Annotated in this window: 25 protein-coding genes; 17 read left to right on the top strand and 8 right to left on the bottom strand. The window is 66.9% G+C overall.

Features of this window, described 5'->3' with window-relative positions; genetic code table 11:
• Nucleotides 1–61: 61 nt before the first annotated feature.
• Entirely contained in the window at nucleotides 62–547 is a 486-nt protein-coding gene (locus SB4_RS12965; protein WP_058752892.1) for a hemerythrin domain-containing protein, read from the bottom strand.
• A gap of 66 nt (nucleotides 548–613) precedes the next feature.
• The gene (locus SB4_RS12960; protein ID WP_058752891.1) at nucleotides 614–1,858 is read right to left on the bottom strand and encodes a putative DNA modification/repair radical SAM protein; all 1,245 of its coding nucleotides are present in this window, start codon (nucleotides 1,856–1,858) and stop codon (nucleotides 614–616) included.
• Between the two features lie 106 nt (nucleotides 1,859–1,964).
• On the opposite strand from SB4_RS12960, the gene SB4_RS12955 reads away from it, so the two are divergent.
• From SB4_RS12955 to SB4_RS12945, 3 genes are read left to right on the top strand one after another with little or no spacing between them, the layout of a single operon-like run.
• A complete protein-coding gene (locus SB4_RS12955; protein WP_058752890.1) occupies nucleotides 1,965–2,678 on the top strand; it encodes a DUF4163 domain-containing protein in 714 nt (237 codons plus the stop codon).
• Nucleotides 2,675–3,370, top strand: coding sequence for a VIT1/CCC1 transporter family protein (locus SB4_RS12950; RefSeq protein ID WP_058752889.1), 696 nt, complete (start codon nucleotides 2,675–2,677; stop codon nucleotides 3,368–3,370). Before SB4_RS12955 ends, SB4_RS12950 begins: the two co-directional genes overlap by 4 nt.
• Before the next feature lie 16 nt (nucleotides 3,371–3,386).
• Entirely contained in the window at nucleotides 3,387–3,761 is a 375-nt protein-coding gene (locus SB4_RS12945; RefSeq protein ID WP_206598009.1) for a VOC family protein, read from the top strand.
• Between the two features lie 13 nt (nucleotides 3,762–3,774).
• Here the strand turns inward: SB4_RS12945 and SB4_RS12940 are convergent, their stop codons facing one another.
• Complete coding sequence (locus tag SB4_RS12940) at nucleotides 3,775–4,047, bottom strand: UvrB/UvrC motif-containing protein (RefSeq protein WP_058752887.1); 273 nt, start codon at nucleotides 4,045–4,047, stop codon at nucleotides 3,775–3,777.
• A gap of 15 nt (nucleotides 4,048–4,062) precedes the next feature.
• Entirely contained in the window at nucleotides 4,063–5,169 is a 1,107-nt protein-coding gene (gene mnmA / locus SB4_RS12935; RefSeq protein WP_058752899.1) for a tRNA 2-thiouridine(34) synthase MnmA, read from the bottom strand.
• Nucleotides 5,170–5,334: 165 nt separating this feature from the next.
• Here mnmA and SB4_RS12930 point away from each other — a divergent pair, with 165 nt between their 5' ends.
• The 3 genes from SB4_RS12930 to SB4_RS12920 all read left to right on the top strand — a co-directional run bounded on the left by SB4_RS12930 (nucleotide 5,335) and on the right by SB4_RS12920 (nucleotide 6,377).
• On the top strand, nucleotides 5,335–5,565 hold the full coding sequence (locus tag SB4_RS12930) for a hypothetical protein (RefSeq protein ID WP_058715190.1): 231 nt from the start codon (nucleotides 5,335–5,337) through the stop codon (nucleotides 5,563–5,565).
• Nucleotides 5,566–5,660: 95 nt separating this feature from the next.
• Entirely contained in the window at nucleotides 5,661–5,960 is a 300-nt protein-coding gene (gene sciP / locus SB4_RS12925) for a CtrA inhibitor SciP (protein ID WP_058715229.1), read from the top strand.
• 159 nt (nucleotides 5,961–6,119) lie between these two features.
• The gene (locus tag SB4_RS12920) at nucleotides 6,120–6,377 is read left to right on the top strand and encodes a GlsB/YeaQ/YmgE family stress response membrane protein (protein WP_042483991.1); all 258 of its coding nucleotides are present in this window, start codon (nucleotides 6,120–6,122) and stop codon (nucleotides 6,375–6,377) included.
• Between the two features lie 140 nt (nucleotides 6,378–6,517).
• Here SB4_RS12920 and SB4_RS12915 read toward each other — a convergent pair whose 3' ends face one another.
• Nucleotides 6,518–7,267, bottom strand: coding sequence for an SIMPL domain-containing protein (locus tag SB4_RS12915; RefSeq protein WP_193753813.1), 750 nt, complete (start codon nucleotides 7,265–7,267; stop codon nucleotides 6,518–6,520).
• 204 nt (nucleotides 7,268–7,471) lie between these two features.
• Between SB4_RS12915 and SB4_RS12910 the strand changes: the two genes are divergently transcribed.
• The 11 genes from SB4_RS12910 to SB4_RS12860 all read left to right on the top strand — a co-directional run bounded on the left by SB4_RS12910 (nucleotide 7,472) and on the right by SB4_RS12860 (nucleotide 22,074).
• A complete protein-coding gene (locus tag SB4_RS12910) occupies nucleotides 7,472–8,650 on the top strand; it encodes an efflux RND transporter periplasmic adaptor subunit (protein ID WP_058752886.1) in 1,179 nt (392 codons plus the stop codon).
• A gap of 1 nt (nucleotide 8,651) precedes the next feature.
• Complete coding sequence (locus tag SB4_RS12905; RefSeq protein ID WP_058733137.1) at nucleotides 8,652–11,861, top strand: efflux RND transporter permease subunit; 3,210 nt, start codon at nucleotides 8,652–8,654, stop codon at nucleotides 11,859–11,861.
• A gap of 277 nt (nucleotides 11,862–12,138) precedes the next feature.
• Nucleotides 12,139–13,344: a DUF445 domain-containing protein gene (locus tag SB4_RS12900; protein ID WP_058752885.1), complete on the top strand. Its 1,206-nt coding sequence runs from the start codon at nucleotides 12,139–12,141 to the stop codon at nucleotides 13,342–13,344.
• A gap of 97 nt (nucleotides 13,345–13,441) precedes the next feature.
• Nucleotides 13,442–14,548: an ABC transporter permease gene (locus SB4_RS12895; RefSeq protein WP_058752884.1), complete on the top strand. Its 1,107-nt coding sequence runs from the start codon at nucleotides 13,442–13,444 to the stop codon at nucleotides 14,546–14,548.
• Nucleotides 14,548–15,465, top strand: a complete 918-nt coding sequence (locus tag SB4_RS12890; RefSeq protein WP_058752883.1) for an ABC transporter ATP-binding protein — start codon at nucleotides 14,548–14,550, stop codon at nucleotides 15,463–15,465. Before SB4_RS12895 ends, SB4_RS12890 begins: the two co-directional genes overlap by 1 nt.
• Nucleotides 15,465–16,427 carry an MlaD family protein gene (locus SB4_RS12885; RefSeq protein WP_058752882.1) on the top strand — a complete coding sequence of 321 codons (963 nt, stop codon included), beginning with the start codon at nucleotides 15,465–15,467 and terminating at the stop codon, nucleotides 16,425–16,427. Before SB4_RS12890 ends, SB4_RS12885 begins: the two co-directional genes overlap by 1 nt.
• A 20-nt stretch (nucleotides 16,428–16,447) precedes the next feature.
• Nucleotides 16,448–17,032: an ABC-type transport auxiliary lipoprotein family protein gene (locus tag SB4_RS12880; RefSeq protein WP_082670155.1), complete on the top strand. Its 585-nt coding sequence runs from the start codon at nucleotides 16,448–16,450 to the stop codon at nucleotides 17,030–17,032.
• Between the two features lie 252 nt (nucleotides 17,033–17,284).
• A complete protein-coding gene (locus tag SB4_RS12875; protein WP_058752880.1) occupies nucleotides 17,285–18,757 on the top strand; it encodes an efflux transporter outer membrane subunit in 1,473 nt (490 codons plus the stop codon).
• Complete coding sequence (locus SB4_RS12870; RefSeq protein ID WP_058752879.1) at nucleotides 18,757–20,148, top strand: efflux RND transporter periplasmic adaptor subunit; 1,392 nt, start codon at nucleotides 18,757–18,759, stop codon at nucleotides 20,146–20,148. Before SB4_RS12875 ends, SB4_RS12870 begins: the two co-directional genes overlap by 1 nt.
• Before the next feature lie 43 nt (nucleotides 20,149–20,191).
• Nucleotides 20,192–20,869: an ABC transporter ATP-binding protein gene (locus tag SB4_RS12865; protein ID WP_058752897.1), complete on the top strand. Its 678-nt coding sequence runs from the start codon at nucleotides 20,192–20,194 to the stop codon at nucleotides 20,867–20,869.
• Nucleotides 20,869–22,074 carry an ABC transporter permease gene (locus SB4_RS12860; protein ID WP_058752878.1) on the top strand — a complete coding sequence of 402 codons (1,206 nt, stop codon included), beginning with the start codon at nucleotides 20,869–20,871 and terminating at the stop codon, nucleotides 22,072–22,074. The genes SB4_RS12865 and SB4_RS12860 overlap by 1 nt, the downstream gene beginning before the upstream one ends.
• Here the strand turns inward: SB4_RS12860 and SB4_RS12855 are convergent.
• The 3 genes from SB4_RS12855 to SB4_RS12845 are packed head-to-tail and all read right to left on the bottom strand — an operon-like array spanning nucleotide 22,043 to nucleotide 25,813.
• On the bottom strand, nucleotides 22,043–22,666 hold the full coding sequence (locus tag SB4_RS12855) for a nucleotidyltransferase family protein (protein WP_058752877.1): 624 nt from the start codon (nucleotides 22,664–22,666) through the stop codon (nucleotides 22,043–22,045). The two genes, SB4_RS12860 and SB4_RS12855, sit on opposite strands and share 32 nt — an antisense overlap.
• Entirely contained in the window at nucleotides 22,653–23,576 is a 924-nt protein-coding gene (locus SB4_RS12850) for an XdhC family protein (RefSeq protein ID WP_058752876.1), read from the bottom strand. The genes SB4_RS12855 and SB4_RS12850 overlap by 14 nt, the downstream gene beginning before the upstream one ends.
• Nucleotides 23,576–25,813: a xanthine dehydrogenase family protein molybdopterin-binding subunit gene (locus tag SB4_RS12845; protein ID WP_058752875.1), complete on the bottom strand. Its 2,238-nt coding sequence runs from the start codon at nucleotides 25,811–25,813 to the stop codon at nucleotides 23,576–23,578. Before SB4_RS12845 ends, SB4_RS12850 begins: the two co-directional genes overlap by 1 nt.

Here is a 25,813-nt window from a genome sequence, read left to right as displayed (position 1 = left end):
CCCCTGAAGGGGAGGGGAGTAGTGAGCGGACACCTTCCCGCTTTAAGCGCGTCCCTCAAATTCAATCGCGCTCGTCGCCGCCCGGCGGGTTGGCCTTGGCGTCCTTCGCCTCGATCGGCTTGCGCTCTTCATAGATTTCCGCGAGCTTTTCCTCGGTCGCGTCGTCTAGCTCCTTCTCGGCGGCGGGGAACATCTCTTCCTCTTCCTCGTCGATATGATGCTCGTAGCGATGGCGCATGTGGAAGAATTTGGACTCCCACTCGTCCGACGCGAAGTCGAGGTCCATCATCTCGCCGAGCAGATCGTCGATCTCCTTGTGCTCGGACACCGAATGGCGCGCATCGTCGCGCAGCTCGGGTTCGCCCAGCATGGTGGCATAGAGCGACTCCTCCTCGGCGGCGGCGTGGCTCTGCACCTCGACGCGGAACGTCTCGAACAGCTTCTTGCGCTTGGCGCTGTCGCCCTTCAGCTCGGCGAGCTGCTTCAGCATGTCGCGCTGCTTGTCGTGGTCGCGCTTCAGGTCGGCATAGATGTCGGCGGTGGCCATGATCGTCTCCTTCGCGGAGCGTAACGGCGCACGATGACGCCCGTTTCACCCGCGAATCACTCTCATTCAGGCAAAGAGTTCGAGTTGCTGGTGCGCAGGCTTGACCAGCGACGTCAGGTCCGCCCGCTCGGCCAGCGCGACCGGACGCCAGTCCTCGGCGATCAGGAAGGGGCGCAGCTTGGTGATCGAGACGGTCAGGCGCCCGACATCCTCCAGCCGCAGCTTGCGCCATTTGCGGGTCGCGATAATCCGGTCGACCGCCTTCACCCCCAGGCCGGGCACGCGCAGCAGCATCTCGCGCGGGGCGCGGTTGACATCGACGGGAAAATTCTGCCGGAATTTCAGTGCCCAGGCGAGTTTGGGATCGATGTCGAGTGGCAGCATCCCCGTCGCCTCGTCGGCCGCCGCCGCGACTTCATTGGGCTGATAGTCATAGAAGCGCATCAGCCAGTCGGACTGGTAGAGCCGGTGCTCGCGCATCAGCGGCGGGCGCTGCAACGGCAGGACGGCGGAGGCGTCGGGGATCGGGCTGAACGCCGAATAATAGACACGACGTAAGCGGAACCGGTCATACAGCGTCGCCGCCCGCCCGACGATATCGCGGTCAGTCGCGGCATCGGCGCCGACGATCATCTGGGTCGACTGTCCGGCGGGGGCGAAGCCGGGGGCGGACTTGTACTTCTTCGCCGCGTCCGTTCGGTCCTCGATCGCGGTCTTCACATCGGCCATCGCGCCCTCGATCCGGCCCGCATCCTTTTCGGGCGCAAGGCGACGGAGACCGCCGACGGTGGGTAGCTCGACATTGATCGACACGCGGTCGGCATGGACCCCGGCCAGGCGCACCAGCTCCGGATCGGCATCGGGAATGGTCTTCAGATGGATATAGCCGCGAAAGCCATGATCCTCCCGCAGGCTGCGCGCGACCTCGACGATCTGCTCCATCGTATAGTCGGACGACTTGATGATGCCCGAGGAGAGGAAAAGGCCCTCGATATAATTGCGCCGGTAAAAGGCCAGCGTCAGATTCACCACCTCCTGCGCGGTGAAGCGCGCGCGGCGGACGTTCGACGATTTGCGGTTGATGCAATAATGGCAGTCGAAGATGCAGCTGTTGGTCAGCAGGATCTTGAGCAGCGAGATACAGCGGCCATCAGGCGCATAGGCGTGGCAGATACCCATGCCCTCGGTCGATCCGATCCCCTTTCCGTCACGGCTGTTACGCTTCGACGTGCCCGACGACGCGCAGGAGGCGTCGTATTTTGCCGCATCCGCGAGGATCGCCAGTTTTTCACGGGTGTCGAGTTGCGCCATTCGTTCTATATACGTTCCCTGATTGTCGCTCTCAAGAGGAACCGCGTCGCTCATCGCCCGTACAGCGCGTTTGATACAGGAATGAGCCTTTTCGGGGAGATCGGTGATGCGGAACGGATGGATCGCGCTGGCCTTGGTAGGGTGTGCCAGTCCAGTGCTGGCGCAGGACGACGTGCCGACGGTGAAGACCGCCGATTATGAGTTCGGCTATGCCTATCCTACGGCCGCCGCGCGGGTCCCGGGGCTGAAGGCCTGGCTGGAGGCGGACCGTGCGCGGCTTCGTGCCAAGACCATGCGGGACGGCGCGGCCGCGCGGCGCGAGGCGGCGAAGTCGGGCTTTCCTTATCGACGCTATTCCTATGTGCAGAGCTGGAAGCTGGTGACGCAGACGCCGCGTTTCGTCAGCCTGTCGGGTGACAGCTATGACTATACCGGCGGTGCGCATGGCCAACCCGCATCCTATGGTCTGGTCTGGGACAAGGCGGCAGGGCGGCGGCTGGAGCCCAGGGCGCTCTTCACCTCCGACGCGGCGCTTCAATCGGCGACACGGACCAGCTATTGTACGCAGCTGAAGGCCGAGCAGATGCGGCGCACTCAGGGAACGGTATCGTCGATGAACAGCTGTCCGTCGATCAAGGAGCTCACGCTGTTGCTGGGATCGACCAATGGCCGCGCGATCGACCGGATCGGGTTGATCGCCGATCCTTATGTCGCGGGCTCCTATGCCGAGGGGACTTATGAGGTGACCTTGCCCGTGACGCCCGCGATCCTGAAAACGGTCAAGCCCGCCTATCGCAGCGCCTTTGCGGTGCAGCGGTGACCACCCCGCATCGTGAACGCCATCGGATCGACCGGGTCGGCTGGCTGCGTGCGTCGGTGCTGGGCGCCAATGACGGGCTGTTGTCGACCGCCAGCCTGGTGGTCGGCGTGACGGCCAGCGGTGCGGACCGCCCGGCGATCCTGGTCGCGGGGCTGGCCGGACTGGTCGCGGGCGCCTTTTCGATGGCGGCGGGGGAATATGTCTCGGTCAGCTCGCAGGCCGATCTGGAAGCCGCCGACCTGGCCCGCGAAAAGGCCGAACTGGCCGCCGATCCAGTCGCGGAGGAGGCGGAGCTCGCCGCGATCTATCATGCGCGGGGCCTGAGCGAGGCGACCGCCCGGTTGGTCGCGCGAGAGCTGATGGCGGGCGATCCACTCGCCGCCCATGCCCGCGACGAACTGGGCATCACCGACGAAGGGGCGGCGCGACCGGTGCAGGCGGCGCTGGCCTCGGCGGCGTCCTTCTCGGTGGGGGCGGCGGTGCCGCTGCTGCTGGCGATTCTAGTGCCGCACGGCGCGGCTTTGTGGGGAATCGTGGCGGGCGTGCTGGTCTGCCTGGCCGCGCTCGGGGCGGTCAGCGCGACGGCGGGCGGGGCGAGCCAGTCGAGAGGCGCGGTGCGCGTGCTGATCTGGGGTGTGCTCGCCATGTCGGCGACGGCCGCGATCGGGCATCTCGCGGGCACGGCGTTGTAGGGGGCAGAGGGTGCGATTGAATCAGGTCACGCTAGGGGCCACCGATTTTGAGGCCAGTGTCCGCTTCTATACTGCACTTGGCCTGCGGCTAATTGTGTCGGCCCGTCACGAATATGCTCGCTTCGAGTTGCCGGAGGGAGAGGCAACGCTTTCCATTCACCTGCAATCGCATGTTCCGTCGGATGGTCCGGTCATCTATTTCGAAATGGACGACGTAGACGCCGCAGCCGTGCGGATCGTCGCCCAAGGCTACCCGCTCCTGTCCGAGGCGACGGATCGGAGTTGGCTGTGGCGCGAGGCCCGCTTGGTCGATCCGGCGGGCAACCAGCTTTGCCTGTTCCGCGCAGGGGAGAATCGTCGTTATCCGCCTTGGCGGATCGAAGGGCGCTAAGCAGCGGCAATCGTTAACCCTGCCGCCGCCCGCGCCCCTTGGTCATCGGGTCGGGCTTTTTCGGCGGAACCCAGCCTTCGGGGCGTTCAGGGCGCGACTGGCTGGTGCCCAGGCCCATGGCGCCGGGTTGCTGGCGGGTCAGGCCGCTGGTGTCGACGTCCGCATCCGCCGCCCCACCGCGCAGCAGGTTGATGCGGTCACGCAGGCGCTTGGCCTCCTCGAAGTCGAGGCGTTCGGCGGCCGCTTCCATCTGGCGGCGCAGGTCTTCGATGCAGGGGCCGGTCATGCGGCGGGAAACGCCTCAGGCGGCGATCCGTGCCGCCTCGGTCTCGGCGATCCAGCCGCCGCCCAGCACCCGGTGGCCGTCATACAGCACCGCCGCCTGGCCCGGCGACACGCCATATTCGGGCGCGTCGAAGACCAGCCGGTCGCCGACCATGCGCGCGGGCACCGGCTTGGCCATCGACCGCACCTTGGCGAAGAGCGGTCCGTCGAGCGGGCCGAGCACATTCATGCCGGTCAGCCGCGCCGCCTCCACCGCCAGCGCGGTGCGCGGGCCGACGACGACGCGCTTCGTATCGGGCTCCAACCGGACGACATAGAGCGGCTCGGGGCTGCCGCCGATCTCCAGCCCGCGCCGCTGGCCAACCGTATAGTGGATCAGGCCACGATGCTCGCCCAGCTTGGCGCCCGACAGGTCGACGATGTCGCCGCGCGTATCCGCCTCGGGGCGCAGCTTGCGGACCAGCCCGGCATAGTCGCCGTCGGGCACGAAGCAGATATCCTGGCTGTCGGGCTTGGCGGCGACCCCCAGGCCGAGTTCGGCGGCGATCTCGCGCACCCGCGCCTTGGGCAGCGCGCCGAGCGGGAAGCGCAGGAAGTCGAGCTGACCTTGCGTCGTGGCGAACAGAAAATAGCTCTGGTCGCGCGCGGGATCGGCCCCGCGATGCAACTCCGCGCCGTTCACCCCTTCGACCCGGCGGACATAATGGCCGGTCGCCAGGCAGTCGGCGCCCAGGTCGCGGGCCAGCTTCAGCAAGTCGGTGAATTTCGGCCCCATATTGCACTGGACGCACGGGATGGGGGTGCGCCCCGCCAGATATTCGTCGGCAAAGCGGTCGACCACCTGCGTCCGAAAACTGTCTTCATGGTCAAAGACATAATGCGCGATGCCCAGCCGGTCGCAGACCGCGCGCGCGTCGCGAATGTCGCGCCCGGCGCAGCAGGCGCCCGCCCGCCCGACCGCTTCGCCATGGTCATAGAGTTGCAAGGTGACGCCGATCGTCTCGGCCCCCGTGGCATGGGCGAGCGCCGCCACGACCGAGCTGTCGACGCCGCCCGACATCGCGACCACGATCCGCTTGGCTCGGGGATCGCCCCCAAGCTGGAAATCCACCAACTGATCCATGGTCGCGTCCATACGCCTTTCGCGCCTTGCATGCAAAAAAGGCAAAAAAGGCGGGCGGCCCCGTGAATAAGGCGTGCGAAAAAGTGGACATGCTTTCCGGCCTTTACCCGGCTTTCATATCCACCCGATAACAAGGGGCTTCACCAGTCGGGATGGATTGCGCTTTTGGACCTCAGCTTCAACCGGTTTGATCGGGATACCGAACTGACGGTGCTACCGCCCGACCTGGCGGTGCTGATGGTCGGCGCGACCACGCGGCAGGCCGCCAGCCGGACCGCCGCGGTCCAGGCCGGATTCACGCGCGGGGCCCCCGATCCCAGCCTGTTCGCCCCGTTGGACGGGGCGTTCAACGGGCCTATGGCACGGGCCCTCGCACGCTGGGGCAGGAATGAATGACACGTTAACCTTTCGATTTTAGGTGATGTTCAAGGGCCCGGGTTATGCAGGGCCAACAGACGACATGGGGTGGGGAGCCCCAGTGAGGTTGCATGATGATCGAGAACCAAAAGATCCGCCCTGCCAAGGTAATCGGGCCACTCGGCGAACCGCTGACGCTCGAAAACCTGCCGCCGCCCAGCACCACGCGCTGGGTCGTCCGTCGCAAGGCGGAGGTGGTCGCGGCCGTCAATGGCGGGCTGCTCTCGGTCGACGAGGTCTGCGACCGCTATGGCCTGACCGTCGAGGAATTCGCAGGGTGGCAACGCGCGATCGACCGCTCGGGAATGCCCGGTCTGCGCGTCACCCGCATCCAGCATTATCGCTCGCTCTACGAACGTCAGCAGAAATATTGACCGCGGCATCGCTGGGGGAACGAAGCCACATAAAAACGATCGCATTGTTGACTTCTTGAAAACGGTTCATCGAATCGCCGGTACGGGGACGGAACAATAACCGGCATTCGCACGTCTTCCCCCCGTGTCCCGCTCGCGGGCCCAACGGAGGGAAAGACAATGGGTATTATCCTGTGGCTTATCGTCGGTGGTGTCATTGGCTGGCTGGCCAGCATCATCATGCGTACCGATGCTCAGCAGGGCATCTTCCTGAACATCGTCGTCGGTGTAGTCGGCGCGTTCATCGGCGGCCTGATCTTCGCAGGCGGCTCGATCAACAATGCCGGTCTGACGCTGACCTCGTTCCTCGTGTCGCTGCTGGGCGCCGTCGTCCTGCTGGCGATCGTGAACCTGGTTCGTCGCGGTCGGGTGCGTTAAACAACGCATTCGCTCGTTGAGCCAAAAAAGCCGTCCGGGCGACCGGGCGGCTTTTTTCGTGTGTCGGGTATGGTGCGGACCTCGATCCGCCTGCCGGAACGGTCGCCCCCATGCCGTCAAGGCGATGGGGGCGACGTCGTTCAGTTCAGCAGGAAGCGGACCGAGACATTGACGGTCACGTCGCGCTCGCCGGGGGCAATGCTGGTCTTTTCCATCGCGTCGGACCGCATCGCCATCGTGCGGATCATCATCGGCGGCTGAGGGCCACCGGCATCCGCGCCGTTCTCGGTGATCGAGACGATCCGCGTCACCCGCATCCCCGCCGCCTTGGCATAGAGTTCGGCGCGGGCGCGGGCGCGCTGGACCGCATCGGCCCGGGCCTCGTCCAGTGCGGCATCGGGCTTGTCGATCGACAGATTAGGACCTTCGATCTGGTTCGACCCCTGCGCGACCAGGGCGTCCAGGATGCTGCCCGACTTGGCGATGTCGCGGAAGCGGATGCTGAGCGTGTTGGTCGCCTGATAGCCGGTGATGGCGGGCGGCACATCATCGCCATAGCGATATTGCGGCTGGAGCTGGACGGTCGCGGTCTGGATATCGCGGTCGGCGACCCCGGCACGCTTCACCGCGGCCAGCACACGGGCCATGCGCTGGGCATTGTCGCTGAGCGCGGCGGCGGCCGTCGCGCCCTGGCTGACCACGCCGGCGCGAATGGTCGCGATGTCGGGCACGCGCGTCGTGCGCCCCTCGGCCGAGATGTCGAGCACGGTGCCGGTGGCGGGGACCAGCGGTTCGACGGTGGTCGGCGCGGGCGTGCTTTGCGCCTGTGCCATGCTCGGAATCAGCGCGGCGGGGGCCAGCGCGGCGGCAAGCAGGATCTTGTTCATCATCATCTCCCTTTGATGCCGCCAAGGCTTTGGCGGACATCGGCAAAACGTGCGATGAACGCGTTGGAATCATCTTTGAGCCACCTTGATCCAGGCATGTGCAAAGATGCTTGTACAGGGTGCTATATTTCTATAACACAGCCGTTAATGGCGCATTCTGCGTAGGTTGCACGCAATGGGAATGCGGGTCGGGGATCGGTGACGAACATGAATTACGAGACGGGGGCGATTGGTGGCGGCCAGCATCTGGGTCTGGAAGGGCCCGCGCCCCGGCGGCGCGGACGCTGGATCTGGGTGGCCGTGGCGATAGGCGCCGTGGCGCTGCTCGGCTGGGTCCTGTTCGCGCCCAAGAAGCATGAGGCGGGCCAGGGGGCGGGCGCGGGAACCCAGGTGCCCAACATCACCGTGGTCGTGCCCGGCCAGCAGTCGGTCAGCCGCGAAATCTCCGCGACCGGAACGCTGGCGGCCCGGCGCGAAATGCCGGTCGGCGTTGCTGGCGAGGGCGGCATGATCACCCGCGTCCTGGTCGAGCCGGGCCAGTGGGTCCGCGCCGGACAGGTGCTGGCGACCGTCGACCGCTCGGTGCAGACCCAGACCGCCTCGGCGCTGAATGCGCAGATCGCGGTGGCCCAGTCGGACCAGAAGATCGCGCAGGCTGAACTCGATCGTGCCCAGCAGCTGGTCGATCGCGGCTTCATCTCCAAGGCCGATCTCCAGCGCCGTACCGCGACCCGCGATGCCGCCGCCGCGCGCGTCCGGCAGGCGCAGGCCTCCTATAAGGAAGCCCTGGCGCGCAACGGCCGCCTCGACATTCGTGCGCCCGCCGAAGGGCTGATCCTGACCCGCGCCGCCGAGCCGGGCCAGATCGTCAGCTCGGGTTCGGGCGTGCTGTTCCGCATGGCGATGGGCGGCCAGATGGAGCTGCGCGCGCAGCTGGCCGAATCCGACCTGGTCGGCCTGGCCGTGGGCGCGCCCGCGACCGTCACGCCGGTCGGCGGCTCCCAGAGCTTCAAGGGCGAGGTGTGGCAGGTGTCGCCGGTCATCGACCCGCAGACCCGCCAGGGCGTGGCGCGCATCGCGCTGTCCTATGACCCCGCGCTGCGTCCCGGTGGTTTTGCCGCCGCGACGATCCGTGGCGGCACGGCCCGTGCGCCGGTCCTGCCGGACTCGGCGATCCAGAGCGATGACAAGGGCAGCTTCGTCTACATCGTCGGACCCGACAACAAGGTGGCGCGCCGCGACATCAAGATCGGGCAGGTCTCGGACAATGGCGTGACCATCGCCTCGGGCCTGAAGGGCGATGAGCGGGTGGTACGTTCGGCCGGCGGTTTCCTGGCGGCGGGCCAGCTGGTTCATCCGATCGTGGCAGGCCAGGGGGCCCAGTAAGATGAGTTTCCGCAACATCTCGGCCTGGGCGATCCGGAACCCGGTTCCGCCGATCGTCCTGTTCGTCGCGCTGACGCTGGCGGGCATCGTCAGCTTCATGCGGATGGACGTGAACAACGACCCCGACATCGACTTCCCGATCGTCGTGGTCGTCGTGAACCAGCCGGGTGCGGCCCCGACCGAGCTGGAGACGCAAGTTACCCAGCGGGTCGAGGCGGCGTTGCGGAACTTGCAGGGCGTCGACCAGATCACCTCGACCGTGACCGAGGGCTCGTCGCAGACTCTGGTCCAGCTCGATATCGGCACGCCGATCGACCGTGCGGTCAGCGATGCGCGCGATGCAATCACCCAGATCCGCTCGATGCTGCCCGACGGCATCCTGGAGCCGCAGGTGATCCGCGTCGATTCGACCGATAACGACCTTGCCAGTTACTCGGCGGTGGCGTCCAACATGACGCCCGAACAGCTGAGCTGGTATATCGACAATAACGTCACCAAGGAGCTGTTGTCGGTTCCGGGTCTCTCCAAGGTCATCCGCAACGGCGGCGTGACGCGAGAGATCCGCGTGATCCTCGATCCCCTGAAATTACAGGCGCAGGGGCTGACCGCCAGCGAGGTCAACGCCCAGCTGCGCATGACCAACCTGAACGCCGCCGGTGGCCGTGCCGAGATTGCGGGCACCGAACAGGCGGTCCGCGTGCTGGGCAATGCGCGCAACGCCTATGACCTGGGTCAGACCCAGATCAACGTGCGTGGCGGCCGTACCGTGCGCCTCGCCGACATCGCCACGGTCCGCGACCTTTATGCCGAGCAACGCTCGCAGGCGGCGGTCGACGGACGGCAGGTCATCAGCTTCGACTTCCAGCGCGCCAAGGGCGCCTCGGACGTCAGCGTCTATAACGGCGCGGTCGAGAAGCTGAAGGCACTGGAAAAGCGCAACCCGGAGGTGAAGTTCGTCCTCCGCTCGAACAGCGTGAAATATACCGAGGCGCAATATGAAAGCGCCATCCATGCGATGATCGAGGGCGCGGTGCTGGCCGTCATCGTCGTCTTCATCTTCCTGCGCGACTGGCGCGCGACGGTGATCTCGGCACTGGCCATCCCGCTGTCGGCGATCCCGGCCTTCTGGTTCATGGACCTGCTGGGCTTCACGCTGAACCAGATGACGCTGCTCGCGCTCAGCCTGGTGGCGGGTGTGCTGGTCGACGATGCGATCGTGGAGATCGAGAATATCGTCCGGCACATGCGCATGGGCAAATCCGCCTATCAGGCGTCGATCGACGCGGCGGACGAGATCGGTCTCGCCGTGCTGGCGACCACTATGGCGATCGTCGCGGTGTTCCTGCCGGTCGCGCTGATGCCGGGCGTGCCGGGCCAGTATTTCAAGAATTTCGGTCTGACCGTCGTCGTCTCGGTGCTGATGAGCCTGGCGGTGGCGCGCATGATCACGCCGATGATCGCGGCCTATTTCCTGAAGTCGGCGGGCCATGCCAGCCATGGCGAAGGCAGGTTGATGGACGCCTATATGGCGACGCTGCGCTGGTCGCTGCGGTTCGACCGGCCGACTGATGGGGTGAAGCGGGGGCTGTTCCGGCGCATCCTGGGCCGGTTCCGCGACCATCGCCTGTGGGTGATCGGCATCGGCGTCGGCGCGTTCGTGCTGACCGTGGTGATGTTCGCCATCATCCCCAAGACCTTCCAGCCGCCGCAGGACAATGACCAGGCGGTCGCCAAGATCGAGATGGTGCCCGGCACGACGCTGGCCCAGACCGATGCTGTCGTGAAAAAGGTCGCGACCTTCCTCAAGAAGCAGCCCGACGTCGAATCGGTCTATTCGCGCACCAGTGTCGGCAATGGCCGGGTGGTCGCGACGCTGAAGGAGGATCGCTCGATGAAGAGCACCGACTTCGAGCGTTCGCTGGCCCCCCAACTGGCGGCGATCCCCGACGCGCGCGTGACCTTCCAGTCGCAGTTCGGCTGGGGATCGAGCGGGCGCGACCTGACCATCACGCTGGGCGGCGACGACCCCGCCGTGCTGCGCGATACCGCCAACAAGATCGTGCAGCAGATGGGCACGCTGCCCGGCCTGGTCGCGCCGCGTATCGTCGGCAATCTCGACCGGCCGGAAATCGTCATCCGTCCGCGTCTCGACCTCGCGGCCAATCTGGGCGTGACGACACAGGCGCTGTCGAGCGCGATCCGTATCGCGACGCTGGGCGATATCGACCAGAATTCGGCGCGCTTCTCGCTGTCCGACCGCCAGGTGCCGATCCGCGTCGCGCTCGACCAGAATGCCCGCGCGCGGCTGTCGACGATCCAGAACCTGCCCGTGCAGACCCAGACCGGCGGCTCGGTGCCCTTGAGCGTCGTCGCCGATATCGGTCTGGGCGCAGGCCCGACCCAGATCGACCGCGTGAACCAGCGGCGTCAGGTGACGGTGGGGGCCGACCTGGCCAAGGGCGTCATCAGCGGCGACGCGATGAAGAAGGTCCATGACCTGCCCATCATGAAGAACCTGCCCATGGGGGTCAGCGAGATGGTGCTGGGCCAGGCCAAGATGCAGGCGGAAATGATGAAGAACTTCTTCACCGCCATCATCTCGGCGATCTTCCTGGTCTTTGCGGTGCTGGTGCTGCTCTATCGCCGCTTCCTGCCGCCCTTCGTCAACATGGCCTCGCTGCTGCTGGCGCCGCTGGGCGGGTTGCTGGCGCTGTATTTCAGCGGCAATCCGCTGTCGCTGCCGGTCTATATCGGCCTGCTGATGCTGCTCGGCATCGTCGCCAAGAACTCGATCCTGCTGATCGACTTCGCGCTGGAGGAGATCGCCAAGGGCGTGCCGATCCGCGAGGCGGTGCTGGACGCAGGGCATAAGCGCGCCCAGCCGATCGTGATGACCACGGTCGCGATGGTCGCGGGCATGATCCCGACCGCGCTGTCGCTGGGCGGGGACGGATCGTGGCGCAGCCCGATGGGCGTGACGGTGATCGGCGGGCTTGCCATGTCGACCATCCTCACCCTGCTGATCGTGCCCGCCGCGTTCAGCCTGGCGGTGGGGGTCGAACGCTGGATCGGCCCGCGCCTGGGCCGGCGCCTGCTGACCTATACCCCCGGTGACGAACTGGGCAGCGGTGGTCCGGTGATCGAAGGTCCCGCAGGTGGACCCGCGTTGCCGCCCGCGACCGGCAAGCTGGGTTACGATCCGGCGGAGTAGGACGTGATGTTCCTCCCCTGGAAGGGGAGGTGGCAGCGCGCAGCGCTGACGGAGGGGTGTAGCCGGTCGTGATGGAGACGATCGCTGGCCGTAACACCCCTCCACCAGCTTCGCTGGTCCCCCTCCCCTTACAGGGGAGGAATGAAGAACTGCTCCGTTTCGTTACGCTGGGGAAAGATTCCTCTTGAACAAAGTCGCGCGCCGCGAATTGTCCTGAATGATGGAAGTCGCCATGCGATCGGGGGGTAGCCAGACCGTTCCACCCGCCCTGCGGAAGATGCGGGTCGTGGCGACGGGACTACTGGTCCTGATGGCGGCGCTCTTCCTTCTGTCCCGCGCAATGCAGCCGGTGCATCCGGCCTGGGGTTTCGTCCGCGCCTCTGCCGAGGCGGCGATGGTCGGTGGACTGGCTGACTGGTTCGCGGTCACCGCGCTGTTCCGCCATCCGCTCGGCCTGCCCATTCCGCACACCGCGATCGTGCCGCGCAACAAGGACCGGATCGGCGACACGCTGGCCAATTTCCTGCGCACCAATTTCCTGATCCCGCGCGTCGTCGCACGGCGGATGCACCGGCTGGACGTGGCGGGCGCGGCGGGGCGCTGGCTGGCGCAACCGCCGCAGGAGGGCGGGCGTATCCGGCGCGGGGCCTCGCGCCTGTTCGCCGAGATGCTGACCGCCTTCGACCCCCAGCGGCTGGGCGGCATGGTGAAGGCGGGCATCGCCGGACGGCTGCGCGCGACCGAGGTCTCGCCGATCCTGGGCCAGTTGCTCCGGGCCAGCATCGCAGAGGGGCGGCATCTGCCGCTGCTCGACTCCGTCCTGCGCTGGGCTGCCTCCGCGCTGGAAGCGAACGAGACGATCGTTCGCACGATGGTGCACGAGCGGGCTGGGGCCATCCTGCGCTGGACCGGGCTGGACGAGACGCTGGCCGACAAGCTCATCGACGGGCTGCACAAGCTGCTCCACGATGTCGCGGAGGATCGCGACCATCCGTTGCGCCAGAAGATCGAGGAGGGGCTCGAGCGCCTCGCCTGGGACCTGCAATATGATCCGCGCACCCGCGAGCGGGTCGAGGCGATGAAGGCGGACCTGATCGCCAACCCGGCGATGCAGCGCTGGCTCGACGGACTGTGGGAGCAGGCGCGCGAAGCCCTGCTGCGCATGGCCCGCGATCCGCAGGCGGTTACCGCCGGGAAACTGGGCGAGATGCTGCGCCAGCTGGGCCAGACGCTGCAGGAGGATCCCAGGCTGTCGGCCACCATCAACCGCTTCGTGCGCCGCGCGGTGGCGGGCGTCGCGGCCGATTATGGCGACGGCATCGTCCGGCTGGTGTCGGAGACGGTGCGCGGCTGGGACGCCGATACCGTCACTTCGCGACTGGAAAATGCGGTGGGGCGCGACCTGCAATATATCCGTATCAACGGCACGCTGGTGGGTGGCAGTGTCGGCCTGATCCTGCATGTCGTGGATCGGCTGCTATGAAAACGTCACTCAATCGTCTAATTACCGCGAATAGTCGATTCGTCGCTGCTATGAAGCGCCTTGTCGATGGTCCCGCTTTCCCGCAAAGAGGCAGGTGATGAACGCCAAGGCCGATTATCAGCATGATGCGGGGGATGGGGGCGCGCTGCGCTTTTCCGGCAGCCTGTCGCTGGCGACGCTGGGCGACCTGCCCGAACGGCTCGACCGGGAGGATGGGAAGGTCCGGCGGATCGACCTGTCCCAGGTCGACCGTATCGACACAGTCGGCGCGTGGCTGATCCACCGGTTCGCCGCCCGCAACGATGCCCAAATCGAAGGGCTGGACGACGACCAGCGGCATCTGTTCTCCAAGGTCACCGAGGCGGACCAGCCGGTCGCGATGCGGCCCAAGCCGGTCAGCCCCTTCGCGCGCGTGGCGGGCGAGGTCGGCGACGCGGTCGTTGCTTCCTTCCAGACGCTGTACGGCCTGCTCGGCTTCTTGGGCGCCACGACGCTCGCGGCGCTGGCGGTGATCCGCCATCCGCGCCGCTTCCGCTTTAATGCGGTCGTGCATGAGTTCGAGACGGTCGGTGTCTCGGCGCTGGCCATCATCGGGCTGATGAGCTTCCTGATCGGCATCGTCATCGCGCAACAGGGCGCGGTGCAGCTTCGTCAGTTCGGCGCGGAGGTCTTTACGATCAATCTGGTCGGCCGCCTGACGCTGCGCGAGCTGGGCGTGCTGATGACCGCGATCATGGTCGCGGGGCGCTCGGGCTCGGCCTTTGCCGCGCAACTGGGCACGATGAAGCTGACCGAAGAGATCGACGCGATGCGCGTCATCGGCGTGTCACCGATGGAGGCGCTGGTCGTGCCGCGCACGCTGGCGGCGGTGACGCTGATGCCGCTGCTCGGTTTCTACTCCTCGCTGATCGCAATCATCGGCGGTGGTTTTCTGGCGGCGGTGTCGCTCGGCATTCCGCCAGTCACCTTCGTGTCGCGCATTCGCGAAGTGGTGCCGATCACCGACCTGTATGTCGGCCTGATCAAGGCCCCCGTCTTCGGCGCGATCATCGCGATCGCGGGATGTTTTCAGGGGATGCAGGTCAAGTCGGATGCCGAGCAGGTCGGCCTGCGCACCACGGCGGCGGTGGTGCAGGCGATCTTCCTGGTGATCGTGCTCGACGCGTTCTTCGCGGTCTTCTTCACCTGGATCGGATGGGATTGATGGCCGAGCAGGACGATATCCTCATCCACATCCGGGGCCTGCGCAACAGCTTTGGCGAGCAGGTCATCCATGATGGCCTCGATCTCGACGTGCATCGTGGCGAAATTCTGGGCGTGGTCGGCGGATCGGGCACCGGCAAGTCGGTGCTGATGCGCACGATCATCGGCCTCCAGACGCCCGATGCCGGCGACATCACCGTCTTTGGCGAGCAGACCATCGGCCGCGATGCGACAGAGGCGGTCGATGTCCGCAAGCGCTGGGGCGTGCTGTTCCAGGGCGGTGCGCTGTTCTCGACGCTGACCGTGGCGGAGAATGTCGCGGTGCCGCTGAAGGAATTCTACCGCGATCTGCCTCAGGCGCTGATGGACGAGATCGCGTCCTACAAGGTCGTGATGACCGGCCTGCCCGCCGATGCGGGGCCCAAATACCCGGCCGAATTGTCCGGCGGCATGAAGAAGCGCGCTGGGCTGGCCCGGGCGCTGGCGCTCGATCCCGAATTGCTGTTCCTGGACGAACCGACGGCAGGCCTCGACCCGATCGGCGCGGCGGCGTTCGACCAGCTGATCGCCTCGCTCCAGAAGACATTGGGGCTGACCGTCTTCCTCATCACCCACGACCTCGACACGCTTTATGCCATCTGTGACCGGGTGGCGGTGCTGGCCGACAAGAAGGTGATCGCGGTCGGCACGATCGACGAGCTGATCGCGCTCGACCATCCGTGGATCGAGGAATATTTCAAGGGCCCGCGTGGTCGCGCCGCCATCGCCGCCAAGGACGAAGTGGCCGATATTCGGCCCCGTTCGGCGGACACGGACGCCGCGCGCCACCCCACCGAAGTCGACGCCGATGCCACGGGACACCATTCCCAAGGCAGTGCGGCCGATGCCCATGCGAGAGGCGAAGCAGGGACACGCTGATGGAAACCCGTTCAAACCACGTCCTCGTCGGCTCTGTCGTGCTGATCCTGCTCGCAGTGCTGGCGATCTTCACCGTCTGGATCGCCCGTCTGGGCGGCACGACGGAGAAGGAATATGACATCTTCTTCCGCCAGTCGGTGGACGGCCTGGCCAAGGGCTCGGCGGTCACCTATTCGGGCGTGCCCTCCGGCCAGGTGAAGGAAATCGCGCTCTGGCGCCCCGATCCGCAGTTCGTGCGCGTCCGCGTCTCCGTCAATGACCAGACGCCGATCCTGCAGGGCACGACCGCGTCGATCTCGGCCAGCTTCACCGGCACCAGCACCATCTCGCTGGATGGCGCGCGCAAGGGCGCGCCGCCGATCGCCTGTCCGCAGCCGGAGAACAAGACCGTCTGCCCGTACGGCGTGCCGGTCATCCCGACCAAGCAGGGCGGCATCGGCGCGATCCTGAACTCCGCGCCGCAACTGCTCGAGCGGCTGTCGACGCTGACCGAGCGTCTGACCGGCCTGCTCTCGGATCGCAATCAGGCATCGATCGCGGGCATCCTGGACAACACCAACCGCCTGACCGATGCGCTCGCCGATCGCGGGCCTGAGATCGCGGCAACGCTGGCCCAGACTCGTGTGGCGATCCAGCAGGCGGGTGACGCAGCGCAGTCGATCGGCCAGCTGGCGGCGACCACCAACGGCCTGCTCGCCGAAGAGGTCAAGCCGACCATGACCAACCTGAACAAGGCCATCGCCTCGGCCCAGAAGAGCGCCGACACGCTGAACTCGGCGATCGGCGATGCGCGGCCGGGCCTGCAGACCTTCTCGAAGCAGACCGTGCCGGAGGTGGATCGTCTGGTGCGGGACCTGCGCGTGATGACCCAGTCGCTGTCGGCGGTCGCCGAAAAGGTCGACCAGCAGGGCGCAGGGTCGCTGATCGGGCAGCAGAAGCTGCCGGACTATAAGGGCAAGTGAGGAAGCCGATGAGGACAGTCATGAAGACTCCGCTGATCGTTCTGATGGCATCGCTTCCGCTGGCGGGCTGCATCAGCTTCGGCGCCAAGCCGCCGCCCTCGCTGCTGACGCTTCAGGCGCAGTCGGCGCCGACCGTCGGCCAGACGCAGGATTCGGCCCGCGCCAAGTCGATCACCATCCAGGTGCCGACCACGCCGCAGGAACTGGCGACCGCCCGCGTGCCGGTGCAGGAAGATGCGACCAGCATCGCCTATGTAAAGGACGCGCAATGGGCCGAGCCGCCCGCGCGCCTTTTCGCGCGGTTGATGGCCGACACGCTGACCGCGCGGGTGAACCGCGTCGTGCTGTCGGCGCGGGACTCGGTGAGCGATCCGGGCGACCGTCTGTCGGGTGAGTTGCGCCAGTTCGGCATGGACGCGACGCGGCGCGATGCGGTGGTGATGTTCGATGCCGCACTCCAGCGTGATGGCCAGACCGGCGTCGAGAAGCGCCGGTTCGAGGCGCGCGTGCCGGTCGGCAAGATCGACGCGGCAAGCGTCGGCCCGGCGCTGAACCAGGCGGCAAACCAGGTGGCGCAGCAAGTGTCCGACTGGGTCGGGCGGTAACACCTATCCTCCCCGCTGGCGGGGAGGGGGACCATGCGCAGCATGGTGGAGGGGGAGTGCCGCACGGAAGTCCCCCTCCGTCAGGGCTTGCGCCCTGCCACCTCCCCGTGCCGGGGAGGATTTTTGGATCGGAGTGGAACTTTCGCCTCCCCAAAGCGTGTGCGGCAAGATGAAGAAAATCTGCCGTATCCGTCACACTTTGCGACAGAAATGCGCTGGACGGGGCCGTAATGGCACGGCACGTTCCTGTCCATGAAGCCTCGCGCCCGCGTCCTTCTTCTCGCCACCGCCGCCTTGTCCGGCTGTACGGTCGGCCCCGATTATCGCCCCGCGGCTCCGCAAGCGCTGGGGGTGCCCGCGAACTGGTCGGTGCCCGCCGCCAATGCGCAGGCGCAGGACTTCAGCCGCTGGTGGCGCTCGTTCGACGATCCGCTGCTTGCCGAACTGGTCGAGCGGGCTGTGGTCGCCAATACCGACGTCGCCCAGGCCATCGCCCGGCTGAGACAGGCGCGCGAAAGCCTGATCCAGAGTCGCGCCTCGCTGCTGCCCAATGTGTCGGGCTCGACCGGCTATCAGCGCAACGAAAATCTGCGCGGTGGTGGACGCAGCTTCACGCTGCCCGACGGCACGGTCGTCGATACCGGCGGGGGCGGCAGCAACAGCTTCACCGTCGGGCTGTCGGCCAGCTATCAGGTCGGCCTGTTCGGCGAAGTCCGCCGCACCGTCGAGGCGACCCGCGCCACGTACGAAGGGGCCGGGTTCAGCTATGCCGCGACCCTGCTGACCGTCGAGAGCGAGCTGGCGCGCAATTACGTGCTGGCCCGCGCCTACCAGGCACAGCTCGCCAATGCGCGGGCCAGCCTGACGCTGCAGGACGACAATCTGGAAATTGCGGGTTTCCGAGTCCAGGCAGGCCTGGTGTCCTCGCTCGATTCCGAACAGGCGCGTAGTCAGCGGGCGCAGACCGCGGCGACCATCCCCTCGATCGAGCAGCAATATAACGCCGCCGTCTCGCGCCTGGGCGTGCTGACCGCCCAGGCCCCCGGTGCAGTCAAGGCGCGGATGGAGGCGGTGCGGCCCATCCCGCAAGGCCCGGCGGTGATCGGCGTCGGTATTCCGGCGGATATCTTGCGTCGTCGCCCCGATGTCCGTGCGGCCGAGCGCAACCTGGCCGCCGCGACCGCCCGGATCGGCGTGGCGCAGGCCGCGCTCTATCCTGCGCTTGCGATCTCCGGGAATATCAACACGGCGGCGACCAGCCTCGGTTCGCTGGGCGACGCGATCACCGGCAGCCTGTTCGCGGGGCTGACCCAGGCGATCTTCAACGGCGGGCGGCTGCGGTCCCAGGTCCGCAACGCCCAGGCGCTGACCGATCAGGCCTATGCCGCCTATCAGGGCACCGTTCTCCTCGCGTTGGAGGATGTCGAGAACGCGATCGTCGCGCTCAACACCGCCCGCGAGCGGGAGCGGCAGTTCGCCATCCAGCTCGACGCCGCCCGTAACTCGGCGATCCTGGCGCGCAGCCAGTACCGCACCGGCCTGACCGACTTCACCACCCTGTCGCAACAGGAAGCGGCGCTGCTCAGTGCCCAAAACGGGCTGGTGCAGGCCCGATCCGACGCCGCGACGGCACAGGTCCAGCTGTTCGCCGCACTAGGCGGCGGCTGGGACGACACCGCTATTCCCGTAGCGCCTGAGCGCTCGACAACCCCGGACAACCGCTGATGGCCGACCAGACTCTCGACGATTTCCTGGGCGTGAAGCCGCAGCCACGCTGGCGCAAATGGGTGCAATGGGGCGTCGTGATCGTCGGCGTGGTGCTGCTGGCGCTGCTCCTGAAAAGCTGTTTCGGGGGCAATAAGGACGCCGGATATGCGACCGCCCCCGTCACGCGCGGCAATTTGACCGTCACCGTCTCGGCGACCGGCAAGCTGGCACCCACCAATCAGGTGACGGTCGGTTCGCAGCTGTCGGGTCTGGTCACCAAGGTCGTGGTTGACGTCAACGACCGGGTGAAGGCGGGCGAGGCGCTGGCACTGATCGACCCCGAGCAGATCGACGACCAGATTCGCGCCGCCCAAGCGACGCTGGCGGCCAACACCGCGCAGGTGGCGCAGGCGCGCGCGACCGTGGCGGAGTCGCAGGCGCAGCTCGCGCGGCTGGAGCAGGTCTATAAGCTGTCCAACGGCCGTGTCCCCTCGGCCACCGAGCTTCAGGCCGGGCGCGCCGACGCGCAGCGCGCGGTCGCCGCGCTGCGCGTCGCGGAGGCCAATGTCGCCGCCGCGCGCGCGCAGCTCGCCCAGTCGCAGACCCAGCGTCAGCGCGCGATCATCCGCTCGCCCGTGTCGGGCGTGGTGCTGGCGCGGCAGGTCGATCCGGGCCAGACGGTCGCGGCATCGTTCAACACGCCGACCCTGTTCGTGATCGCCGAAGACCTTACCAAGATGAAGCTGGAGGTCGCGATCGACGAGGCCGATGTCGGCCAGGTGAAGATCGGGCAGAAGGCGAACTTCACCGTCGACGCCTTTCCCGGCCGCACCTTCCCGGCGACGATCACCCGTGTCGATCTGGGATCGAACCTGACGGTCAGCGCGGCCACGTCGTCTGCCTCCTCGACCGCCAGCGCGGCGTCGACCACGGGGCAGGTGGTCAGCTATGCCGCCGACCTGACGGTCGCCAACCCCGACCTGCAACTGCGCCCCGGCATGACCGCGACCGCCGACATCGTAACGTCGGACAAGCGGAACGTGATGCTGATCCCCAATGCCGCGCTTCGCTTCCAGCCCTCCGACGGGGCGGGCCAGGGCGGCGGTGGCATTGCGGGTTCGCTGACCTTCCGCCCGCGCCGCGACCGCGCGGCGCGCACCGCCACCGTGCAGCGCGGCGCGACCCAGACCATCTATGTGCGCGGGGGCGACGGCAAGCCGCAGCCGATCCAGATCGTCACCGGTGACACCAACGGTTCGATGACCGAAGTCCTGTCGGGCGACCTGAAGCCCGGCATGGAGGTCATCACCGGCCAGCTCGCGGCGGGCCAGGACGCCAAGTCGGGTGGTGGCGGCCAGCGGCGTCAGGGGCGCTCCGGCGGTGGGCAGGGAGCAGGCGGTGGCCGCTGAGGCACCCCTGATCCAGCTTCGCGGCGTCACCAAGACCTATGGCATGGGGGCGACCCAGTTCCAGGCGCTGAAAGGCGTCGACCTGGATATCGCGGGCGGGGACTTCGTGGCGGTCATGGGGCCGTCGGGATCGGGCAAGTCGACGACGATGAACATCCTGGGCTGTCTCGACGTGCCCAGCGGCGGCAGCTTCCTATTCCGCGGCCATCATGTCGAGACGCTCGACCGCGACCAGCGCGCGATGCTCCGGCGGCGCTATCTGGGCTTCGTGTTCCAGGGCTTCAACCTGCTGTCGCGCACCACCGCGCTGGAGAATGTCGAGCTGCCTTTGCTCTATCGGGGCGAGGACAAGAAGACGCGGCGCGAGCTGGGCATGGAGGCGCTGGAGAAGGTCGGGCTCGACAAATGGTGGGACCATACCCCCGCCGAACTGTCGGGCGGGCAGCAGCAGCGCGTGGCGATCGCGCGCGCCATCGTCACCAGCCCCGACGTGCTGCTGGCCGACGAGCCGACCGGCAATCTCGACTCCGAGCGTTCGGTGGAGATCATGGAGTTGCTGACCGGGCTGAACCGGGACAGCGGCATCACCGTCCTGATGGTCACGCATGAGCCCGACATGGCGGCGTTCGCGCGCACCGTCATCCACTTCAAGGACGGGCTGGTCGATCGGATCGAGGCGCAGCACCGGCCGGGCGTCGTGCCGGATATGGATGTGAACTGATGTTCGGCACCACGCTCATCCTCGCGATCCGGTCGATCCGGCGGCATGTGCTGCGCTCGTTCCTGACGACGCTCGGTATCATCATCGGTGTCGGCGCGGTCGTGACCATGGTGACGCTGGGCAAGGCGACGACCGCCGCCGTGCAGCAGTCTATCTCGTCGCTGGGCACCAACATCCTGCAGGTACGCCCCGGCCAGGGCTTCGGGCGCGGCGGTGGCGGTCCGCGTCCGCCCGACTTCAAGCCCGAGGACGTATCCGCCATCGCCGAGCAGATCGCAGGCGTGACGGCGGTGGCACCCCAGGCCCAGGCCAGCGCGACCGCCATTTATGAGGGCGCGAACTGGTCGACCACGGTCACCGGCACGACGCTCGCCTATTTCACCGTCCAGCCCTGGCCCTTGGCCTCCGGGCGGCTGTGGACCCCGGCCGAACAGGCGTCGGGCAAGGCGGTGTGCATCATCGGCAATACGGTGCGCAAAAACCTGTTCCCCAGCACCGATGCCGTTGGCCAGCGGTTTCGCATCGGCGCGATCAGCTGCGACGTAATCGGCGTGCTGACGACGCGCGGGCAGGGTGGGTTCGGCGATCAGGACGATGTGGTGCTGATGCCGATCAAGGCAGTCCAGCGGCGCTTCACCGGCAATCGCGACATCCGCCTGATGCTGGTCGGCGTCGACCAGGCTTATCAGACCAGCGCGGTGCAGGCCTCATTGACCTCGTTGCTGCGCGAACGACGCAACATCACCGGCGATAAGGCCGAGGACTTCAACATCTTCGACACCAAGCAGATCAGCGACACGCTGACCAGCACGACGACCATGCTGACCCGCATCGTCGCGGCGGTGGCGGCAATCAGCCTGGTGGTCGGCGGCATCGGCATCATGAACATCATGCTGGTGTCCGTCACCGAACGCACGCGCGAGATCGGCATCCGCCTGGCGATCGGCGCGGTCGCGCGCGAGGTGCTGATGCAGTTCCTGGTCGAGGCGGTGGTGCTGTCCTGCCTGGGCGGGATCATCGGCCTGCTCCTGGCGCAGGCGATCATCGCGCTGCTCGTGCCGGTGATGCAGGTGCCTTGGACCTTCGATCTTCAGATCAACATCATCGCCTTTGCCATTTCGGCGGTGATCGGTGTGGTATTCGGCTACTTCCCGGCGCGGCGGGCGGCGGCGCTCAATCCGATCGACGCGCTTCGCCACGAGTGATGGTGCGCTCGGGCGCATGGACGAGCTGACGCAGCCGCTCGAGGTCCTCGGGCGTGTCGATATCGATCAGCTCGGCGGGCGCGGTCACGACATGTCGCCCGACCGCGACCAGCTTGCGGCCGCCCTCGTCGCCCTCCAGCTTCAGCAACGCCTCGAACCGGCCTGAGCCAAAGACGCCCGGCGGGGTCGGGTGCTCGCCATTGCTCGATACCACCACCGAATCCAGGCCCTCGAACGCGTCGAACAGGCGATAGATGTGCGCCGCCGTCACACGCGGCATGTCGGCCAGCGCGATCAGGATCGCCTGGGGCGAGGCCTTCATCGCTTCACGCACGCCGAGATGCATCGAGTGGGACATGCCCTGGCCGACATCCTCATTGTGGATGACGCGATAGCCGCGCGAGGCAAAGTCGAGCTGACAGCCGTCCGTCACCACGATCCGGTCGGCAAAGGGGATGCTCTCCAGCGCGGTGGTGACGTGGAAACCCACCGGCTTGCCGAGAAATTCGGCCTCCAGCTTGTTCTCCATCCCGAAGCGGCTCGACTGTCCCGCGGCGAGCAGGACCAGCGCCACATCCTTAGCGTCGATCATGAAAGGCTCCTATCATCGCCGCCGCGATCGACAGCGCGATCTCGGACGGGCCGATCGCCCCGATGTCGAGGCCCACGGGGCCATCGATCCGGTCGATCGCTGACAGGGAAACGCCCATCGAAGCGAGACGCTCCCGCCGCGCGGCATGGCTGCGCCGACTGCCCAGCGCGCCGACATAGGCGGTGTCGTGCGCCAACGCGGCGACCAGCGCGGGGTCGTCGATCTTGGTGTCGTGGCTCAGCGTCACCACGGCGGTGGCGGGGCCGGGCGCATGGGCGGTGACCGCTTCATCGGGCCAGCGATCGTCCAGCGTCACGCCGGGAAAGCGTTCCTCGGTCAGGAAGCGCGCGCGCGGGTCGATGACGGTGGTGGCGATGCCCAGCGTCTGTGCCAGCTGCGCCAGGCTCTGTGCGATCTGCACCGCACCGACGATCAGCAACCGGCGCGGCGGGTCATAGCGGTTGGCGAAGACTTCGCCGGTCTCGATCGGGCGCAGGCCCGAATGGCCGGTGGTCAGGTCGGTGGTGACGGTCAGGGCCTGGCCCCGCTCGCGCGTTTCGGCGATTCGGTCGAACAATTCGGGGTCGAAGCCCTCCGCTGACACCGGCTGCACCATGACCGCGATCTCGCCGCCGCAGGGCAGGCCGACTTCCCAGGCCGAGGCATCCGCCACACCGTAGCGCTTTACCTGAAACGGCGCGCCCGCGATCACCTCGGCGGCGGTGTGAAGGATGTCGTTTTCGACACAGCCGCCCGACACCGATCCCTCGAACCGGCCATCGGCATGAACCAGCATATGGCTGCCACGCGGACGCGGTGCCGACCCCCAGGTCGACACCACCGTCGCGATCGCCATCTGCTCGCCGCGCCATTCCCTTGCGGCGGCGAGGACGCTGTCATGGTCGCTCATCAAAGAGCCGGAAGATGATCGAGCAGCTTGTCGAGCGTCACCGGCATCTCGCGCACCCGCACGCCGGTGGCGTTGTAGATGGCGTTGACGACCGCCGGGGCCGCGCCGGAAATGCCCAGCTCACCGATCCCCTTGGCATGGATCGGGTTGGCGTGGATGTCGCGTTCGTCGAGGAAATGGACCTCCAGCTGGGGCACATCGGCGTTCACTGGCACATGATATTCGGCGAGGTCGTGATTGACCAGCTTGCCGGTGCGCGGATCGTGGATCAGCTCCTCGGTCAGCGCGGTGCCGATGCCGAAGGTCATGCCGCCCAGGCATTGCGAGCGGGCGGTCTTCGCGTTGAGCACGCGCCCCGCCGCGAACACGCCCAGCATCCGCCGCACGCGGACCTCGCCGGTGACGACGTTCACGCCGACCTCGACGAAGTGCGCGCCATAGCTGGCCTGGTTGAACTGCTTTTCCTGTTGGCCGGGCTTGATCGTGCCCACGGCAGACAGGCTTTCCTTGCCGAACAGTTCGCCGATCGGGACCGAGCGATTGTCGCCGATCGCCATGCCGTCCTTGAGCGTCAGGCTGTCCGTGTCGACGCCCATCGCCTTGGCCAGCTTCTCGCGCACCCGTTCGGCCGCCAGATAGACCGCCGAGCCTGCCGATCCCGCTCCCCAGGACCCGCCCGACCCGGCGGCGGGGGGATCGTTGGTGTCGCCCAGCGCCATGCTGATCTTCTCGACCGGCAGACCGAGAATCTCGGCGGCGATCTGCGCCATGATCGTATAGCTGCCCGTGCCGATGTCGGTCATCGCCGAGCTGACGGTCGCGGTGCCGTCGGGGTGGAGTTCCACCTTGGCGGACGACTGCTGGAGCATATTGGATCGCGCGGCCGAGGCCACGCCCATGCCGATCAGCCAGTCGCCCTCCCGCCGCGCGCCCGGCGCCTGGCGCTGGTCCCAGCCGAAATGCTTGGCGCCTTCCTCCAGCGCGCGGGTCAGTTGCCGCGAGGAATAGGGGACCTTCAACTCGGGGTCCTGTTCGGGATCGTTGATCTTGCGCAGGGCGATCGGATCGATGCCGACCGCTTCGGCCAGTTCGTCCATCGCGCATTCCAGCCCGACCATGCCGACCGCCTCGCCCGGCGCGCGCATCGAGCCGGAGAGCAGCCAGTTCAGCCGCACCACGTCGTGATTGATCCGCCGATTCTCGCCCGCATAGAGGAAGTGGGTGCCGATCCCGACGGGCTCGAAAAAGTCCTCGTCGGGCAGGTTCGACGTGATCGCCTCATGTCCCAGCGCGACGATTCGTCCACCGGCTTCCGCGCCCAGTCGCATCCGCTGTTCGGTGTTGGAGCGGCGGACGGTGGCGTCGAACACCTGCTGGCGCAGCATCACCGCCTTGACCGGGCGGCCGAGCCGCTTGGCGGCGATGGCGGCGGCGACGCTTTCGGGCGCGATACCCAGCTTCGATCCGAAGCCCCCACCGATATAGCGCGAGATGATCCGCACCTTGGACGGCGAGATACCCAGCGACTTGGCGAGCTGCTGCGCATCCGACGTCGGCATCTGATAGGCACCGTAGAGGGTCAGCGCATCGTCCTCCCACACCGCGATCGAGGCGTGCGGCTCCATCGCGGCGGAGTTCTGGCTGGGGGTGGTATAGGTCACGTCGACCTTCACTGCCGAGCCCTCGAACGCCTGGTCGAAATCGCCCTTGTCGTAATGGCCCTTGATCAGGCCGTCGGGGGCGGGCTCGGCCTCGTCCTTGTTCGCCTCGTAATCGAACACACCGTCGAGCGGTTCGTAATCGACCTTCAGGCGCTTGGCCGCGTCGCGGGCGATCTCGAAGCTCTCGGCGACGACGATGGCGATGATCTCGCCGAAATAGTCGACCGTGCGCACCCCTTGCGTCGGGGCGCTCGTTTCACCGCCCTGCTGCGAATTGCGAATGAAGGTCTCGTAGTCGGTGATGACGTCGATGACGCCGGGGATGGCCTTCACCGCATCGGCGTCGATCGATTTGATCTTGGCGTGCCCCTTGGTCGCGCTGACCAGCACGCCATGCGCGCAGTTTTCGATGGCGTATTCGGCGGCGTAGGTGGCGGTGCCCGTCACCTTTTTAGGGCCGTCCACCCGGTCGAGCGGTTTGGAAATTACCCCCTGCACGCCCGTGTCGAGCAGGCTGTCGGGATGCGGCTGATTCATGGTCAGCGCGTTCGTGTCGTCCTTGCCGAATCCGAGCAT

Origin of the sequence: Sphingomonas sanguinis, assembly GCF_001476905.1 — a bacterium.
GTDB lineage: Bacteria > Pseudomonadota > Alphaproteobacteria > Sphingomonadales > Sphingomonadaceae > Sphingomonas > Sphingomonas sanguinis_B.
This window is presented reverse-complemented; position numbering and strand designations above follow the sequence as displayed.